Here is a 16,903-nt window from a genome sequence, read left to right as displayed (position 1 = left end):
TAAGGTATCAATCTACCCGGCGCTTAAGTGGTGGGATGCCGGAACTATGTCTAAAAAAATGAAAACTCTGACCAAAGAAACCCCTGTTAAAACCGACCTTAAACTGAAGTTTATTGGCGTCGGGCTGATTATAGTTTCCTTCCTGCTATTTATGTTACCGGAGTGGGGCATTGGTGCTACTGATGAAGCAGCTTTCGGCCTTTTCTGGATAAATTATAGTTTGACAGCCGTCTATTTTGTAATGATGCTCTCGCAGGGGGTGTTCTCTTTTAAAAGGCCTTTCCAGCACCTGCAATACCTAAATCTGTACCTGGTACTTTTTATCATCAGCTGTTACTCGCTTAACCGGCAGATGAGTATTTTCCAGGATTCTGTTCCCTGGCTGGAGGCGTTTATTACGCTCTTCTGCGTGTCGCTAATGATCTATAGTTTCCGAGAGCGGTTCCCGAAACGCCTGAATCAATTTTTGCTTTTTATACTTGGTGCCGGATCAATCCTTTGGGTCTATTATGCCATTTACCTGCTGCCGCTTTACATTGTCAGTATTTTCGGGGTGCTGGCATTAGGTATCTCGTTGCATACCTATGTTCCGCTTTGGGTGGTAATTGCCTTGGGTTTTAGTGTGTACAAAGCTGCTTCCGAGAAACGGCAATACCTGCGAAGTTTTGTGGCGGGTGCTGCCTTCCCTATTCTTTTCGGGGTCTTTTACATCTGGCAGTGGCAGAACCGCAACGAACAGATAACTTTCAGCGGCAACGATTATGTGATCCAGGAGAATGAAACGCTGCCACGTTGGGTGAAGTTAAGCCAGCAACTGCCAGCCGATTACCTGACTGAACGCATCATGAAGACCGACCTAGTTTACCAGGTGCCTGCTGTTGAATTCAGTATGTGGGATATGCCCGGCGAGAATTTTGATGAAGTAAAGCGCCACGACCCGCTGGTGATCTTATCGGTGCTGTTGCTGGGTGAGCCGAGCCTGGACAGAAAGGAAAAGATAAAGATTCTGGAAAGCATGTACGATGCGCGTCACCAGGCCGAGGAGCGACTTTGGTCGGGCAATAACCTGCGTACTGCCAATGTGGTATCCCAGGTGCGTATTTACCCGAACTATAGAATGGCTTACACCGAAAAGGTACTGCGCGTGCACAACAACATGACCAACAGCAACAGCCAGCAGGAAGCGATCTATACCTTCTTTCTGCCGGAAGGCAGCGTAGTTACCTCGCTCTCGCTCTGGATAAATGGCCGCGAAGAAAAAGGGTACCTTACGACAAAAAGCAAAGCACAAACCGCTTACAAAACTATAGTTGGCGTAGAAGCCCGCGACCCGTCGGTGGTACACTGGCAGGAAGGCAACAGGGTTTCTGTCAGGGTGTTCCCGTGCACGCCTGAAGAAGAACGCCAGTTTAAGATCGGGGTAACCTCTCCCCTTCAGCAGCAAGGCGACAATCTCATTTATGAAAATATCTACTTTACCGGGCCAAGTACGCTGGGCGCCACCGAAACCTCTGTGGTGTATTTGAATGACAACGTGAGCGGCCTGAAAATGCCTACAGACTATAAACTAACGCGCAGCAACGCGTACAAACGCCAGGGAAACTATAACCAGGAATGGAGCCTTCAGTTTAGCACGCCTACGTTGGCAAGTGGCAGTTTCGGTTTTGCCGGTAACAACTATAGGATCACAGAACTCCCGCAACAGCTTGTACCCTTTGCCCCGCAACAACTTTACTTAGATATTAATGCCAGCTGGTCAGAGAATGAGTTTAATCAGATTTGGGAGATCGCAAAGCAAAAGCAGGTGTATGCCTGGGACGGTAAACAGGTGCAACTGAACGAGCTGAACAAAGCAGAACTGTTCAGTTTGCTCAAGCAACAGAACTACTCCCTCTTCCCGTTGCACAAGATCAGAAACCCGGAGCAGGCACTGGTCATCAGCAAAAGCAACGGCATTTCCCCTAACCTCAGCGACCTGAAGGATACCCCGTTTGCAGAGCAAATGGCTGAGACATTACCTCAACAGGCAACTATAAGAATTTTCTCTCTTAGCCAGCAACTGTCGCCATATTTTAAAAGCCTGAAAGAGCTGCGCGTAATTGCACCAATGCACGGCGACGCCGGACAACTGGTAACGTTACTCCAGCAACAGCAATTCATAAACACAACTATAGATCAAAACACGGTACGATTAGGAGAATCGGGATTAGCTATAGTTAAAGAAAACACAACGATAGCCGGAGGTACTGCCCCGGACCATTTGCTACGCCTGTTTGCTTACAATCATGTGTTACAGCAGATCGGGGCCCGTTATTTCAGCAAAGATTTTATAGAAGATAAGCTGATAGCGGAAGCTACTCAGGCCAACATCGTGAGCCCGGTATCCAGCCTGATCGTTCTGGAAACACAGGCAGATTACGAGCGCTTCGACATCCAGAAAAGTAAAGACAGCCTGGGAAATGCCAGTATGAACGGCTCGGGCGCAGTACCGGAACCTGAAGAATGGGCACTCATCATCCTGGCAGCACTCATCATTGGGTACTTCACCTTAAAACCATATTTTCTGAGATGAAGTTAACCGCTTTGAGGCCTAAGGAGCAACTATTGATTCCTGCGATTGTTTTGGGTCTGTACCTGTTGATTGGGGGCTTTTTCCTGGGCGGGTACCTGCTCTGGGACAGCCAATGGTTGCTGGCTATAGTTCTTGTGCCTTTTGTTGCACAGGTGCAGTCGCAAAAGTCCTTCTCACCAATCTTGTTAATTGCAACTATAGCACTTGCTATGCTGGCGGCTACGCTGCAAAACAGCACCATATACTTCTTTACTTTGGTGGTGGCGCTCTGGTGTGGAACTCAGCTTATAGTTGGCAGGATTTCCATTTACCCGGTTCTTTTGCTTGTGGTGGCCTCGCCTATCTTTAAGTACATCGCTAAAATTATCAGTTTCCCACTCCGGATGCAGTTAACTACCTGGGCTGTAGCCATGCTCAACACCATGGAGAAACAGGCCGAAGCTGCTGGTAACATCATCCTGGTAAACGGAGAAGAATTTTCTGTGGACCCGGCTTGTGCAGGATTGTCAATGCTGTCGCTGGCCCTGATCCTGGCTGTATTTATACTGGCGCATTTGCAAAAGACTTATCAGAAAATATTGCCAATCTGGTTTATCGGGATGATGCTGGGTTTTATGCTGCTTCTGAACCTGGTAGCCAACTTACTGCGCATTCTGCTGCTGGTTTGGTTTAAGATCTTGCCCGGAAACCCGCTTCACGAGGTGTTAGGCTTGCTTTGCTTACTGGTCTATGCCCTCGTGCCCTTTTATTTTACGGCAAAATGGCTGGCACAATACCTGTCTGAAACAACCCAGAATGTACCCCGAAGGTCAGGTATCAGTTTAAGAGGCTCGTTGCTACTGAATTACCTGATGCTTCTGATGCTGACCGGAACCGGGCTGACGATTAAAAGTGAAAAACCGGTATTAGCACTGGAACAAACTATACCACAACTAAACGGATTTCAGGCTGACACGCTGGAGAACGGCGTTACCAGGTACAGCAACGAAAACGTGTTGGTTTACCTGAAGCCGGTGCAGGCTTTTTACTCCACCGAGCATCACCCCTTAATCTGCTGGGAAGGAAGCGGCTATAAATTCAGGCATGTGCAGCAGCGGCAGGTCGGCAACTATAGCGTGTACATAGGGGAACTACAAAAAGGGAAAGATACCCTTTACACCGCCTGGTGGATGGATAACGGGCAACACAGAACCATAGACCAATGGGACTGGCGCAGCCGCATGCTGAAAGGGGAAGCCAAATTCAGGTTAATAAATGTAACAGTTGCGCAAAAGCAGGAATTACCGGAAGCTATAGTTACCATCATCGAAAACCAGAACAACTATAGCCACGCCACCACAACGCAGACAGCGCCATTAAACAATTCTCAACTATAGGTACCGTGTTTCTGCAGAAATTTAAGACCTTTGTTGCCGAATTCATCTAACCTATAGTTTCTTACATCAATGATCTTTAACGCGCTTAAAAAATTACTTTTAGTGGGTTTGTTCCTGTATCTGCCGCTTCAGTCGATGGCCTGGGGCATGCTGGGGCACCGCGTGGTAGGCGAAATTGCAGAACGCAACCTGAGCTGCAAGGCTAAAAAACAAGTAAAGAAAATTCTGGGCACGGAGTCGGTAGCCATGGCCAGCAACTGGGCAGACTTCGTAAAATCGGAGCCAAGCTACAAGTACCTGGACACCTGGCACTATGTAAACTTTAAATCGGGCATGAGCAAGGACGAGTTTACCGCTACCCTGATGGCCGATACCACTACCAACATACACACCAAACTGAACATGCTGGTAGCTGAACTGAAGAAAAAGGACCTGCCAAAAGACAAAGCTCAGATGTACCTGCGCCTGGTGATCCACATGGTGGGTGATATACACCAGCCCATGCACACCGGCCGCCCCGATGACCTGGGCGGAAACCGTGTAAAACTGTTCTGGTTCGGAGAGCCAACCAACCTGCACCGCCTCTGGGACAGCGACCTGATCGAGTCGCAGGACCTGAGCTATACCGAGTACAGCACACACCTGAACCACACCACCAAAGCCCAGCGCAAAGCGTGGATGAAACAGCCGGTTAGCGAGTGGTTGTACGAATCTTACCTGATAAGCAACAAAATTTACAGCGAAGTGCAGCCGGAACAAAAACTGAGCTACCGCTACAACTACGACAACGTAGAAACCCTGAACCAGCAATTGCTGAAAGGTGGCATTCACCTGGCCGGCCTGCTGAACGAGATCTTCGGGTAACTATAGTTTGCATCACAAAAAAAGCCTTCCTGCTATAGTAGCGGGAAGGCTTTTTTTTTATAGTTACTGAAGTGCGCAACTAAAGATCTTTCCTTATTTTTTACCTAACTGGCGCTTCAGTTTTTCTTCTACGTTATCCAGCAACTGGTACCAGTTGTCGCCTTCATCCTGGGCAAAAACATCGTTACCAGGCACACCCACACGCATTCTAACACTTTTTGTATTGGTGGCATGGTTTGCTTCTTCCTTAAAATAAACATCAACCGAATCTATTTTGCTGCCATGGCGCTTCAGTTTTGAGATCTTCTCACGGATGTTCTCATGTATCACATCTGATAATTCAACGCCAACAGCTTGTATGTCCAGTTTTATGCCTTCAAAATTCTCTGTGTGGTTATTATTCATGTTTGCTATTAGTTAAGTTTGTCAAATAAGGTACAAATGCAGTCATTCCGGCATTCTATGCCTTTTGGCTATGCATAACTAACGTAAAGGCTGTGGTTTAGTTAATCTAACAGGTGCAGAGCAACTATAGTTTTAGTGCCAAACCGCTGACCATAACTATAGTTGTAGAACATAAAATTGACCTGAACTATAACCTTACTTTCTGTATGCTACGTTAAATACAGCAAGATTAAACCATTAAAGTTGAAGGCAATGAACACCCTACCCATCAACTGGCTTACCGAAGGCTTACTGGATTTTGAGTACAAAAAATACATACTGCTGGCCTACCTGCAAGCTGTAAAATCCGAGTTCGGGCAACACCGCCTTTACCCTGTTTTCTCAGACCTGATCATGCATTACCGCAACCTGGTGCAGATAAAAGAGCACAAGCAGCTGGTATATGAACAGTTTCCGCAGCGCATCAGCCGTGCCGATTTTGAGAAACTGGAGCTTGTTTACCAGAAAATTGTGGAAGACGACGAGACCATGGCGCAGATCGAAGAGATCATTCAATACGCTTCTCCCCTTTTCAGCGAAACCCTGGAAGAAGGCAAAGAGCTTTACGAGTTTGTAGAAAGCCATCTGGAAATAACCCCGGTTGGTATCACGCCAATTTATCACAACGAGGGCTACCTTTTCCTGGATGCTTTTCCGGGCAAAGAAACGCAGGTATACCTGTACCGCATCACAGTCTTTAAAAACACCTACGAGCAATACCGGGGCATCAATACAGAGCATGTACAAACCGTGCGCCGCGGCCTTAGTCTGACCCACGAAAACCTGAAAGTACAGCTAATAAAAGAGCGGAAAGACTTGCCTAACCCCGCTACCTTTGCTGTTATATCCAAAGTGCCGGTACCACTGGAACAAAGCCTGCTGCCTATTGCCAAACGTACGCTGGTAAAGTATGTGGCCAGGCTCAGTGCTTAAACTATAGCAGCTCTAAACTATAGGTTATAGTCGATGTCTTGTAAAGTACCATGGCAACAGAGCAGTATTTCTCCAGCGACAGCTCGATGGCTTTGCGTACTTTGTCTTCGTTCAGGTCGCCGCTTAGTTTAAAGTGCACGTTTATGTTCCGAAACTCGGTATGTTCCTCCACTTTTTCGCGGTCGGCAGTTACATTAATATCGAAGGTGGTAGCTTCCTGACGCTGTTTTTTCAGGATCATGATCACATCGATAGCGCTGCAGCCGCCAAGTCCCATTAATAGCATTTCCATGGGGCGGGCACCCATGTTGTGGCCACCAATTTCGGGGTTGGCATCCATGTGCACTGCTACGCCCGAATTGCCGGTTGCTGCAAAATGATAATCCTGGTCTATTCTTGTTAAGTTAACTTCCATTATTCTTCTTTTCACGAAAGTATAAACTCTGCCCTTCTGCTCAAAATATTCCTGCCCAATATAGTTCTCAGCATTTATAAAAATACAACTATAGCTCCCCGCATTTGCCGACCAATTTGTAATTCGTTCCGACAAAAAACTCATCGGGTTCTTATGGCTCTTTATATGGAAATGAAGTGCATTGGTATAATCTGTTTTAGCAGTTCAGAAAAGCAGGCTTACTTTGTAATGTGAAGTTTGGAATAACTCGCGGTGGATGGATTTTAAGAACCTTTCCGATAAAAAACTATGAATAAGAATGTACTCCTTTTACTCCTTGGCTTAAGCACGGTTCCTGTGTTTGCACAAGGTCAGCAGGCTCGTCCGGCACAGCAGCAGGCAGCAGCTATACCGGGCACTACAGCGCCAAAAGGCAACGCTAAAATTAGTGGTGTAGTGGTTGATGCCGATTCTAAAAACCCGGTGGAATTTGCCACCGTTGCCCTGGTAAGTGTAAGCACCGGCAAACCGATAGACGGAACCATGGCCGATGAAAAAGGCCGTTTTACGATAAGCAAAGTGGGTGTTGGCAAATACAAACTGCTTGTGTCGTTTATAGGATATCAGCAGAAAACCCTGAACGAGTTTAGCATTACTTCTGATAACCAGGACCTGGATATGGGTAGCATTACCCTGGCTTCGGATGCGAAAAGGCTGAATGAAGTTGTGATTACCGGCGAAAAACCACTGGTTGAAGAAAAGATTGACCGCACCGTTTACAACGCAGAAAAAGACATTACAAACGCCGGTGGCAACGCAGCCGATGTTTTGCAAAAAGTACCTTCGCTGTCGTTGGATACAGATGGCAACGTGCAACTGCGTGGTAGCTCTAACGTGCGTGTACTTATCAATAACAAGCCTTCCGCTATTATGGCTGGTAGCATTGCCGACGCCCTGAAGCAGATACCTGCCGACCAGATCAAATCGGTAGAAGTAATTACAAGCCCATCTGCCAAGTACGATGCCGAAGGTACAGCAGGTATCATCAACATCATCACCAAAAAAGATGGTGGCCTGCAGGGTGTAACTGGTTCGGTGGCGCTAACAGCTGGTACGCGAGCCAGCAATGGCAATGCCAGCCTGAACGTGCGCCGTGGCAAACTAGGAATAACTGCGAATCTGGGTGCTCATACGTTTTACAACAAAGGTGACATGAGTAATATTACCATTTCGCCAAGAAGCAGCGAACCCTCTGTAAACCGTATGATCAGAAGCCAGTATGGCAACACCTCTATTAACGGGATGTTTATGAACGGGCAGTTAGGGTTCGATTATGACTTTACGCCAAAGAATACCCTATCGGGAAGTGTGCGAAGCAACGGTGGCAACTTTAAAATGAATAACGACCAGGAGCAAAAAGTAACTGAAGGCGGCATTGAAGAAGAAACAGAGACCTTTTCTACTGACATCAGAAACCGAAACGAACGATTAGGAACTGACTATAACCTGGATTTTGTGCATACTTTTGCAAAACCACAGCAGGAGCTTTCCATCCTGTCGCAGTACTCGGTAACAGATGCAGATACCCGTAACGACCAGGACCGTTTCCGTTTCAGCGAAGCTCCTTTTTACCTGCAGCGTAATAACAACGATGGCGGTAACAAGGAACTGACTTTACAGGCCGACTACGTGCATCCGTTCGAGAATAAGCACATGTTGGAGATTGGTGTCAAATCAATTTTCAGGGATGTGACCAGCTATGGTCTTTCCATCGCTGATACAGTTGGTGTTTCGAGAAACGAAGAAGAAATGGCATTCGACTACGGCCAGAATGTGTACGCCTCTTACTTAACTTACGGATTTGCTATTCAGAAAAAGATGAACGTAAAACTTGGCGCCCGTTTTGAGCAAACCGATATCACTGGCGACTACTTAAGAACAGAGAACAGCGATCCGGAAGAAAGGGATGGCTATAAAGACGATTACCATAACCTGATCCCAAGTGTAGCGCTTTCTTATACTATTAAAGAGAAGCATACTTTAAAAGCAAACTATACGCAGCGTATCCAGCGTCCGTCGTTGTTTTACCTGAACCCATTTAAGCAGGACCAGGCACCGGGCACGGTTGTAAAAGGTAATCCAAAACTAGATCCAGAACTCACCAACCTGTTTGAACTGGGCTATAGCACTTACTTTAAAACAGCATCTATCAGTACCAGCTTATACATGCGCCAGACAGATAACGCCATTGAAACATTGCCGGATTATGATAAAGCAACAAACACAACTATCCTGACTTTTGCTAACGTTGCTCAGAACAAAACCTACGGCATGAGCTTGTTTGGTTCGGTTAAGCCGGTGACTGCCTGGACAATTGGGGGTAGCTCTAATATCTACTTTGTAAGCCTGGAGAGCAGAGATTACTCCAACAGTGGCTGGATGTACAACATCAATGCAAACTCATCTTACAACTTTGGGAAAGGCTTTAGCGCTCAGTTTAACGGCGGGTTTAACTCAAAGAGACTTCAGTTGCAGGGTAATTCCGCATCGTTCTCTTACCATAGTTTAGCTTTCAAAAAGGAGATGTTTGGTGGTAAAGGTGGCCTGGCCCTTGGCTTGGACAACCCATTCCGTAAGAGCATGAAAATGGAGATTGACGTGAACGCTTTAAATTACGAGCAGCACATCCGTATCAACAACTATAACCGTGGCGCCAAAGTGACCTTTAACTATAGCTTTGGCAAAATGGACCAGCAGCGTCCGCCTAAACGTAAAAAATCAATCCGCAACGATGATGCCAAGCAAGGCGACGGTAACGGAATGCAATAAAATTACTACCTGTTTATTGATAGAAAAAGCCCTTCCTGTTTCAGGAAGGGCTTTTGTATTTTATTGCAAACAGATACCTATAGCTTACAACCACTTGCGCAGCATATTTACCAACTCTTTTGTGGTAAACGGTTTGCATAAATGGTCATTCATACCGGCGTTCATACTTTGGGTAATATCATCTTTATAGGCATTGGCCGAGAAAGCAACTATAGGTTGGCTATAGTTCTGCCTACGGAGTTGCTTTGTCGCTTGCAGGCCATCCATTCCCGGCATCTGGATATCCATAAAGATCAGTTCAAAGGGTTGTTTAGTGGCAAGCTGTAAAGCCTCTTCGCCGCTTTTTGCGCTGGTTACTGCTGCTCCCATCTGCTCCAATACATCCTGCATCAGCAGCACATTCATGGGGTTATCATCAACTACCAGTATCTTCGGCTCGTTTGGCAAACAGAAAAGTGCATCGGCCTCGTCTTCGGCAGGGTTAATGGCTGGTTTTGTGTCGTACTTCAGACTGATCTTAAACCAGAAAGAAGTACCTTTCTGCCCTTCCTTACCACTTATTATGCCCATTTCGCCTTGCATCAGCTTTACAAGTTTTTTACTGATTGCCAGCCCAAGCCCAAAGCCGCCATACTTACGCGTTGTAGACTGGTCAGACTGTGTAAACGACTCGAAGATAATTTCCTGCTTTTCTGCCGGTATACCTATTCCCGAATCAGTTACTGTAAAATAGAGTGTAGCCTCAGCAGCCTGCTCGTTTAAATTTTCCAGCGAACAGTGTACATCAATACTTCCTTTTTCAGTAAACTTTATAGCATTGCTCACCAGGTTAATAAGTACCTGGTTTATACGGGTCGGGTCGCCGATAACTACCTGGGGAATTGCATCATCGAAACTATAGTTAAAGCTGACTTTCTTTGCTTCGGCAATATACTTGTAAGGTTCCAGGTGAGAAGCCATGGTCGCTTTCAGATCAAACGGAATAGTCTCAATCGCTATCTTATCCTGTTCAATGCGATGCAGATCCAGTATATCGTTCAGGAGTTTGGTAAGTGTAGATCCCGAACTCTGAATCAGCTTTACATAGTGTGCCTGCGTATTATCCAGATCAGTATTGACCAACAAGTTGGTAAAACCTACTATACCATTCAGCGGCGTCCGGATTTCATGGCTCATACTGGAGAGAAAATTACTTTTAGCTTCGTTGGCAGCTTCAGCATTTTCTTTCGCTATATGCAGTTCCCGCTCCTTATTTTTCAGTTCGGTAATATCTTTCGCTATAATCAGAATGCCGTCTGTTTCTTTCAGGTTATTTTTAAGAAAAGAAAATGAACAGGATGCCGGGATGGTAGTCTGGTTTGCCGTTAACAACAGGAATTCCGTATTCAGGCATTTGCCTTCATTTTCGAGCTTAAATAAAGCCTCCAGCAGGCGCAGGTTCTCATTGTCACTGAAAATCTCCGTAAAATGCCTGCCCACCAGGTCATCTTGCGTGTAGCCGGTTAACTCCTCAAAAGCATCGTTTACATTCCGGATGGTATAGTCTGTATTTAGCACAAGCAGCATATCTACCACACCCTGGTAAATACTCTGCATAAAATCCCTGGAAACAGTAGAATTTTTAAGTTCCTGCCCTAGCATGCTTATTCCCAAAATAACGGCATCCAACTCGTCGCCGTTTTCAGAGACCTCCATCCGGTAATCAAAGTTTCCATTTGCTATTTCAGCAATGAACGTAATAACCTCCTCAATTCTTTTCTGTAGAACTTCCACGTATTTTCCTATTACACTACTAAAAAGTAAAGTTCGCTACTCTCTATCAATCATGAAAGTAGCTTCTATTAATTCCATCGTAAAGTTATCTTTTGCCTGAAAATAACCTACTTTAGCATAAGTGGTTGCACCGATCCGCTGTTTTTCAATAGTCGCCGATATACCGAAGTTGATCTTTGTACAGTTTAATTCGTTAGCCCTGTTTATCACCTGAAAAATGGCCTGCCTGTATATTCCAAATTCCGCCAGGTAATCATAATCCATACCGATAAGCATGGGGCTATATACTTTAGCAGAATTTTTATGGCAAAAACAAACTGCTACACTATCCCGGTTAGTGCTGAACTCTTCTTTCAGATAAAGTACTATAAACTCCCAGTCCGGATTTATGTTTATTTCCTTAAATAACTTTTCAGGGAACAAACTATTGTTGATGGCCAGATTATTATCTTTCACTTTCTTAAAAAGCAGGAAGGCATGGGTAAGCTCCTCATCAGTTAAGCTGCTCTTAACTTCAACTTCGAAGTAATGCTGGTTCCGCCTTATTTTCTGTACATAATGGCGCCTGTTTTTCCGCGACAGGGCATTTACATAGGCCTCTTCTGTTTGCCCATGCAGGTTTTCAACCACACAGGATTCCGGCAGATCAATCTTTATAAAGCCCTGATCAACCATAAATTCATGCATTTCCTGGTCGTCAGCATCAAAATCGCGCAGCATAACATTACTTACCTGCTCTCTGTCCTGTTCTTTAAAGAGCTCCTGTATCAACATCGTAAGGGCTAGTTTCCAAACTCCACTGGTCCTATCGAGGTACATGTGCTTGCCTTCAGTAAAGAAACTACCCAGCATTAAACCTTTTGCCATTAAGTAGGTTGGGTTAAGCTCACGCTCCTGCTCAATTACCTTTGATACCGATGATGGGGCAAACATATCTTCTTTGTATAACGCAATTGCTGCAAACGTCATAAGTAGTATGCGCTCCTTATTATCGGTGACTACAAAATACCTGAATTTCCAGTTGTTCTCTTCCTGCTTGTTATTGCTGAAAGATTTTTCCAGAAACAACATCCCCTGCCAGTCAAACATACCTTCATGCCCCAGGTAAGTATTCCAGTCCGACTCTTTTATACTTTGTATTGTTATATAGCTTTTCAGGTTAACCGTCTGGTCTATAGTTGCTGGTGGCGCTTGTAGCAGTGTCGCTGCTGGCATAGGCATTTTAAACGCCTTCCGAATCTTCTCATCAGTCTGCCCGGTTTCAACTAAAGCCTGCTTAAAGTTATAGCTGAGTTTAGCGACCAACTGTTCTATATCCTGAAAAGAGTTTTTAAGAGATATCGTAATCCGGATACCGATATTTTTGGCAGGCACAGCCGGAAAAGTAGCCAGGTTTACATAAATACCGTCGTTCAGCAGGGCTTTTACAAGGTAATTGCCCATTTCCATAGTGCCGGTTCCAATAAAGAAGATCGGGCTGTTATTTTCGTGTACCAGCGGCAGGTCGGTTTGCTGAAGCAGTGTATTAAAGTGGTCGATCCTTTTTTGCAATTCCTGCTGATACGTAACAATTTCGTCGCTAAGGTGCAGTTTAGCTGAGGCAATAGCTGCTCCAAGTGTCGCAGGCTCTATCTGTACCGAAAAAGTAAGTGGCCCGCCAAAGTTATTTACCTTGTTGTACCACTCCTCATCCGGAAACAAAGACAAGCCGCCACATGCCCCAAAGCCTTTGCCCAAGTTTGCAGTAAGTACCATTTTACGGTAAAGCACGCCGTCCATCTGGCTCATAACATACCCGGTGCCATGTTTACCAGCCCAACTCATGCCGTGGGCATCATCAACATACAGGTATAGTTGTTCATACTTTTCGGCCAGTGCAATCATTTCTTTTACAGGAGCATAATCGCCATACATTGAGTATACTCCATCGGCCATATACCAGATACGGTTGTACTTGTTGCGCTGCTTTTTAATGCGGTCTTCCAGCATTTCCAGGTTGTTGTGCCTGATCATCTCCACGGCAACGCCCTGGCCCAGTAATTTTTTAACAGCTTCCTGTATGCTGGCATGCGCCTGATGATCAAGTATAACCAGGTCGGTTTGCCTGATAATACCTGGTATGGTGGTCTGGTGCGCCAGTGTACAGTTTTTAGAGATAACAGCCGGTACCTTGTACATTTCCTGAATCAGGGATTCAAGCTCGCTGTATAAGGGATTGGAAATATAGGTACGTGACATCGGGAACTGGGTCCCAAATCGCTCAATAGCATCTATAGCTCCCCGTTTTAAAGCGGCGTGATGCTCCAGGCCAAGATACCCGCATGTACCGAAATGTAATACCTTTTTACCGTTAAGTATAAGTGACTCACCAGTTAATACCTTGTCTTCGGCATGTAAATGGATAATTCCTTTTTTCTTTGATAAAGAAAGAACCGAATCTACCGTATCAATAATGTTATTGTGTCTTATTTTTGCCACAAAGTTTAGTAAAATTGTTAGTTTAAATGACGTAACAAGATTATAACAAAATTTATTTCATTTTAAAAGAGTATTTTGAAGAAGGCCATAAAAAAACATGAAACACCGTATGTAATGATGTTTATAGAAGAAGGTATCCTGCACTTCTATTATAAACAGATTGAGAACCTTGACCAGCATGTGGCAGAAGCCTGCGTACAAGCCCGCAAAGCATTTACCGAAAATAAGGATTACCCATGCCTGGTAGATGTTATCAGTATTAAAAACTTTACTAAGGAAGCCCGCGATTATTTTGCGAATGAAGGTAACGAAGGGATTACAGCTAATGCTATACTTATCAATTCCACGGTTACAAAAATGATGGCTAATTTTTATATAATGGTAAATAAGCCGCAGAACCCTACCCGCATGTTTACTGACAAAAAAAGTGCCCTGGAATGGCTGAAACAGTTTAATAAATAAGCATTTCCGGAATTACCTCTTCTACCCAACTTGCAATTAACCTCAAAAAAGGAAAACCATGCAGAGAATACGGACAGGCACTTATCTGACTAAGGCCCGAATATACTTGTCTCTTACTTAACCTGCGAATTCGTCGCTATCCAGAGTAACTTTCAATTCCTGTTTCGCCAAAATTGATCAACTGTGTGAGCTTAAGCGTAAGAGCTGCCTCTTGTAATAACAATGCCAGGAAGGCTTTTTTATTAGAATGATTTGCTACCAGATTTGGGCTACACGCGTAAACTATAGTACAGCATGTTTAACTATTAAACCTACGATTATGAACGAAACAGAATATAGAGCGCGTGGCAACTGGAACGAACTGAAAGGCAAAATAAAGCAACAGTACGGCAACATGACCGATGATGACCTGACATACGACGAAGGCAAACAGGACGAATGGCTGGGCAAGCTTCAGCAAAAAACAGGCAAAGCAAAACACGATTTAAAGAAGTGGATTGACTCCTTATAGACCTTGGCCGGAAGGCGCTTTTGGGGTTACAATTAACTATAGTTATAACCAAGAAGTTATAGCTCCCAGACCTTCCGGGTAATTGACTAACGTTACATTTAAAACAAAAAGCACTTATCACTTTGTGAGATAAGTGCTTTTAAAATATGACCCCAGCCGGAACCGAATAATTAAATTCTGACACCTTCAAGTACTTGCTTTAAACCAAATAAAGCCATATTTCATAATACCCCAAAGCATTACGTATAAATATATTACAAAAAAATTTCAGTATAGTTACAGCAATCGCATTAAAAACGCATATTTGTTTAGAATGCTATATATGTCCTGGACTTATAACGCTGACCTCAATAACAAACCTACACGGCAAGAGTCATACAAGATCATGACCCGAATTACTTCTGACCAGAATAACAGACGGGTAACTCTGGTTTACTCTGTGAAAAAGCAGGACTGAGTTCCTAAAGGCAAGCATGGGAAATATGTAAGAAGCAGCAATCCACTATGTACGCTTCCCTGAAAGTCTACAAGTCAGAAAACCGGATTACCCCTGACCTATTAAAATGTTAGACCTAAGTGCCGCGTACAATTTTATTATTTTTTGAAAGGTACATCTCCCTGAAAAGAATTATCAGCCAGCTGTATCCGTTTCCAGCTTACTTCTTTCCATCCATCATGGTACCCCATTCCACTGAGTTAACCTATAAGTACCGGCTGTATGCATTTGCCACTTATCAGGATAGAACAGCAGCGAAGTCGAAATTGGCGCATGTTGTACTGGCAAAAGAGTTCAACCAAATAAAACCCATCGAAGCCGATCATTATGTTGAGCATATCGGCGGAACGGGGGCTACCGGAATTATCTCGAAATCAACCGTAACTTAAACAAGAAAGCAAGCCCGCTGGAATCGCTGATATCCGCCCTGCAAGCGCTCTACCAAATGAATGAGTATAATGCCAATTACATCTTAATAGAGCGAAGCAAGCAGGCTAATAATTTTGTTTAACTTAAACTATAGCCAACAAAAAAGCCCCTGCTACTGCAAGGGCTTTTTATTAGCTATAAAGGGCTGTATTTTACAAACGATACGACAGTTGTAGGGTAGTGTTAACAGTTGTCATTGGCTGCTTCAGCGTTTCTTTCTCGCCATCATATTCATATTCAAATTCAGGAGTAGTAGAAAACATTCCTACTTCTGCGCCTAAACCAAACTTGCCAAAATCATAACGTAAGCCAACGCCTAACCCGAATACCGGCGCATTTGATTTGGCTTCTGACTGCGTAATTTCATAAGAACCCCATTCGGATTCTCCTTCCAGGTCAAGGCCTGAAGAATTTGAAAAGCCATAACCAACAGAGCCTTTTGCATATAGATTCAACTTCTCTAATGGTAATTGCGCATAAGCATCCGCCGTTAAATAAGTTGTTCTCCATGAAGTAGCTTCGGCTTTTGTCATACCTGCTTCTTCACCACCCAGTTCAGCAACAATGGCATCTATATCGGTTGGGTTGTTTCTCCAGCCTAGGGTAGCACCAAAAGCGAAGTTCTTATTCAAGTCCATCGCATAACCAGCTGAAATAAGCGCACCTGTTTTTGCGAAACCGTCTTTTTCACCTTCAATATTTTTTCCGCCAAAATCACCTGAAGGGCTGGCAGCACCAATGTTTAACATGATGCGGGACTGTTTTTCACCACCTTGTGCAGATGCAGTGTAACTAAGGCAACCTAATGCCGCAATAAGTAATAATTTTCTCATTAGCTTGGAATGATAGTTGGTTAAATAATTTTCGGTAAAGTTACTATTTCAAGAATATAACACAAGATATATATTCTACAAACCATATATTTGATTTACGTTGCCTTGCCACAGCTATAACATTAAACTTATTGAATATTTCTTGTTAATATTAAACATTTTAAAGGCTGAAGTCGAACTACTGCCATACCCGGATTATTTGCAAAAGAGAAAGAAAAGAAAAAGAAGACTAAAAAGGCCGCTGCTGACTTAGAAGAGAGAAGACTACTAATAAAAGGAAGGCACTTGTCCGGTATCACCTACTGGCAGGCGCCTTTTGTTTTTAAGCCAGCCTGTATTCAAATGGTGTGCAAACAAAAAAGCACTTACCAGATTTCTCTACGTAAGTGCTTGAATATAAAGTGGGCCCAGCTGGAATCGAACCAGCCACCTACTGATTATGAGTCAGTTGCTCTAACCGAATGAGCTATAGGCCCGTCCCTGAAAGTCGGCGCAAAAATGTGCTTTCT

General features: G+C 44.3%; 12 protein-coding genes, 1 tRNA gene and 1 pseudogene. 8 read left to right on the top strand and 6 right to left on the bottom strand.

Going from position 1 to position 16,903, the window contains the following annotated elements; genetic code table 11:
• Positions 1-58 precede the first annotated feature (58 nt).
• The 3 genes and pseudogenes from GSQ66_RS01480 to GSQ66_RS01470 all read left to right on the top strand — a co-directional run bounded on the left by GSQ66_RS01480 (position 59) and on the right by GSQ66_RS01470 (position 4,812).
• Positions 59-2,572, top strand: coding sequence for an XrtN system VIT domain-containing protein (locus GSQ66_RS01480; RefSeq protein ID WP_162425828.1), 2,514 nt, complete (start codon positions 59-61; stop codon positions 2,570-2,572).
• A pseudogene (gene xrtN / locus GSQ66_RS01475) lies at positions 2,503-3,762 on the top strand (exosortase N); the annotation flags it as partial. The gene GSQ66_RS01480 and the pseudogene xrtN, both read left to right, overlap by 70 nt.
• Before the next feature lie 255 nt (positions 3,763-4,017).
• Positions 4,018-4,812 (top strand): S1/P1 nuclease, encoded by a 795-nt coding sequence (locus GSQ66_RS01470; RefSeq protein WP_162425826.1) that lies wholly within the window; start codon positions 4,018-4,020, stop codon positions 4,810-4,812.
• Between the two features lie 93 nt (positions 4,813-4,905).
• On the opposite strand, the gene hpf is transcribed toward GSQ66_RS01470, so the two are convergent.
• On the bottom strand, positions 4,906-5,217 hold the full coding sequence (gene hpf / locus GSQ66_RS01465) for a ribosome hibernation-promoting factor, HPF/YfiA family (RefSeq protein ID WP_162425825.1): 312 nt from the start codon (positions 5,215-5,217) through the stop codon (positions 4,906-4,908).
• A 252-nt stretch (positions 5,218-5,469) separates the two neighbouring features.
• Between hpf and GSQ66_RS01460 the strand changes: the two genes are divergently transcribed.
• The gene (locus GSQ66_RS01460) at positions 5,470-6,189 is read left to right on the top strand and encodes a hypothetical protein (RefSeq protein WP_162425824.1); all 720 of its coding nucleotides are present in this window, start codon (positions 5,470-5,472) and stop codon (positions 6,187-6,189) included.
• Between the two features lies 1 nt (position 6,190).
• On the opposite strand, the gene GSQ66_RS01455 is transcribed toward GSQ66_RS01460, so the two are convergent.
• Positions 6,191-6,748, bottom strand: a complete 558-nt coding sequence (locus GSQ66_RS01455; protein WP_317164212.1) for an OsmC family protein — start codon at positions 6,746-6,748, stop codon at positions 6,191-6,193.
• 144 nt (positions 6,749-6,892) lie between these two features.
• On the opposite strand from GSQ66_RS01455, the gene GSQ66_RS01450 reads away from it, so the two are divergent.
• The gene (locus tag GSQ66_RS01450) at positions 6,893-9,412 is read left to right on the top strand and encodes a TonB-dependent receptor domain-containing protein (protein ID WP_162425823.1); all 2,520 of its coding nucleotides are present in this window, start codon (positions 6,893-6,895) and stop codon (positions 9,410-9,412) included.
• 84 nt (positions 9,413-9,496) lie between these two features.
• Here the strand turns inward: GSQ66_RS01450 and GSQ66_RS01445 are convergent, their stop codons facing one another.
• Together GSQ66_RS01445 and GSQ66_RS01440 are read right to left on the bottom strand one after the other, a co-directional pair.
• Positions 9,497-11,185: a response regulator gene (locus GSQ66_RS01445; RefSeq protein WP_162425822.1), complete on the bottom strand. Its 1,689-nt coding sequence runs from the start codon at positions 11,183-11,185 to the stop codon at positions 9,497-9,499.
• A 36-nt stretch (positions 11,186-11,221) separates the two neighbouring features.
• The gene (locus GSQ66_RS01440; RefSeq protein WP_162425821.1) at positions 11,222-13,663 is read right to left on the bottom strand and encodes an aminotransferase class I/II-fold pyridoxal phosphate-dependent enzyme; all 2,442 of its coding nucleotides are present in this window, start codon (positions 13,661-13,663) and stop codon (positions 11,222-11,224) included.
• A gap of 75 nt (positions 13,664-13,738) precedes the next feature.
• Here GSQ66_RS01440 and GSQ66_RS01435 point away from each other — a divergent pair, with 75 nt between their 5' ends.
• The 3 genes from GSQ66_RS01435 (at position 13,739) to GSQ66_RS01425 (ending at position 15,521) form a co-directional block, all read left to right on the top strand.
• Complete coding sequence (locus tag GSQ66_RS01435) at positions 13,739-14,125, top strand: DUF7793 family protein (RefSeq protein WP_162425820.1); 387 nt, start codon at positions 13,739-13,741, stop codon at positions 14,123-14,125.
• A gap of 319 nt (positions 14,126-14,444) precedes the next feature.
• The gene (locus GSQ66_RS01430; protein WP_162425819.1) at positions 14,445-14,636 is read left to right on the top strand and encodes a CsbD family protein; all 192 of its coding nucleotides are present in this window, start codon (positions 14,445-14,447) and stop codon (positions 14,634-14,636) included.
• A 576-nt stretch (positions 14,637-15,212) separates the two neighbouring features.
• Positions 15,213-15,521, top strand: coding sequence for a hypothetical protein (locus GSQ66_RS01425; protein ID WP_162425818.1), 309 nt, complete (start codon positions 15,213-15,215; stop codon positions 15,519-15,521).
• A gap of 192 nt (positions 15,522-15,713) precedes the next feature.
• Here GSQ66_RS01425 and GSQ66_RS01420 read toward each other — a convergent pair whose 3' ends face one another.
• Both GSQ66_RS01420 and GSQ66_RS01415 read right to left on the bottom strand, forming a co-directional pair.
• Positions 15,714-16,394, bottom strand: a complete 681-nt coding sequence (locus tag GSQ66_RS01420; RefSeq protein ID WP_162425817.1) for an outer membrane beta-barrel protein — start codon at positions 16,392-16,394, stop codon at positions 15,714-15,716.
• A 402-nt stretch (positions 16,395-16,796) separates the two neighbouring features.
• A tRNA-Ile gene (locus tag GSQ66_RS01415) sits at positions 16,797-16,870 on the bottom strand.
• Positions 16,871-16,903 lie beyond the last annotated feature (33 nt).

The sequence above is a fragment of the Pontibacter pudoricolor genome (genome assembly GCF_010092985.1).
In the GTDB taxonomy this organism is placed as follows: Bacteria; Bacteroidota; Bacteroidia; order Cytophagales; family Hymenobacteraceae; genus Pontibacter; species Pontibacter pudoricolor.
The sequence above is the reverse complement of the archived record's forward strand: the minus strand, read 5'-3'. Positions and strand labels throughout refer to the sequence as shown.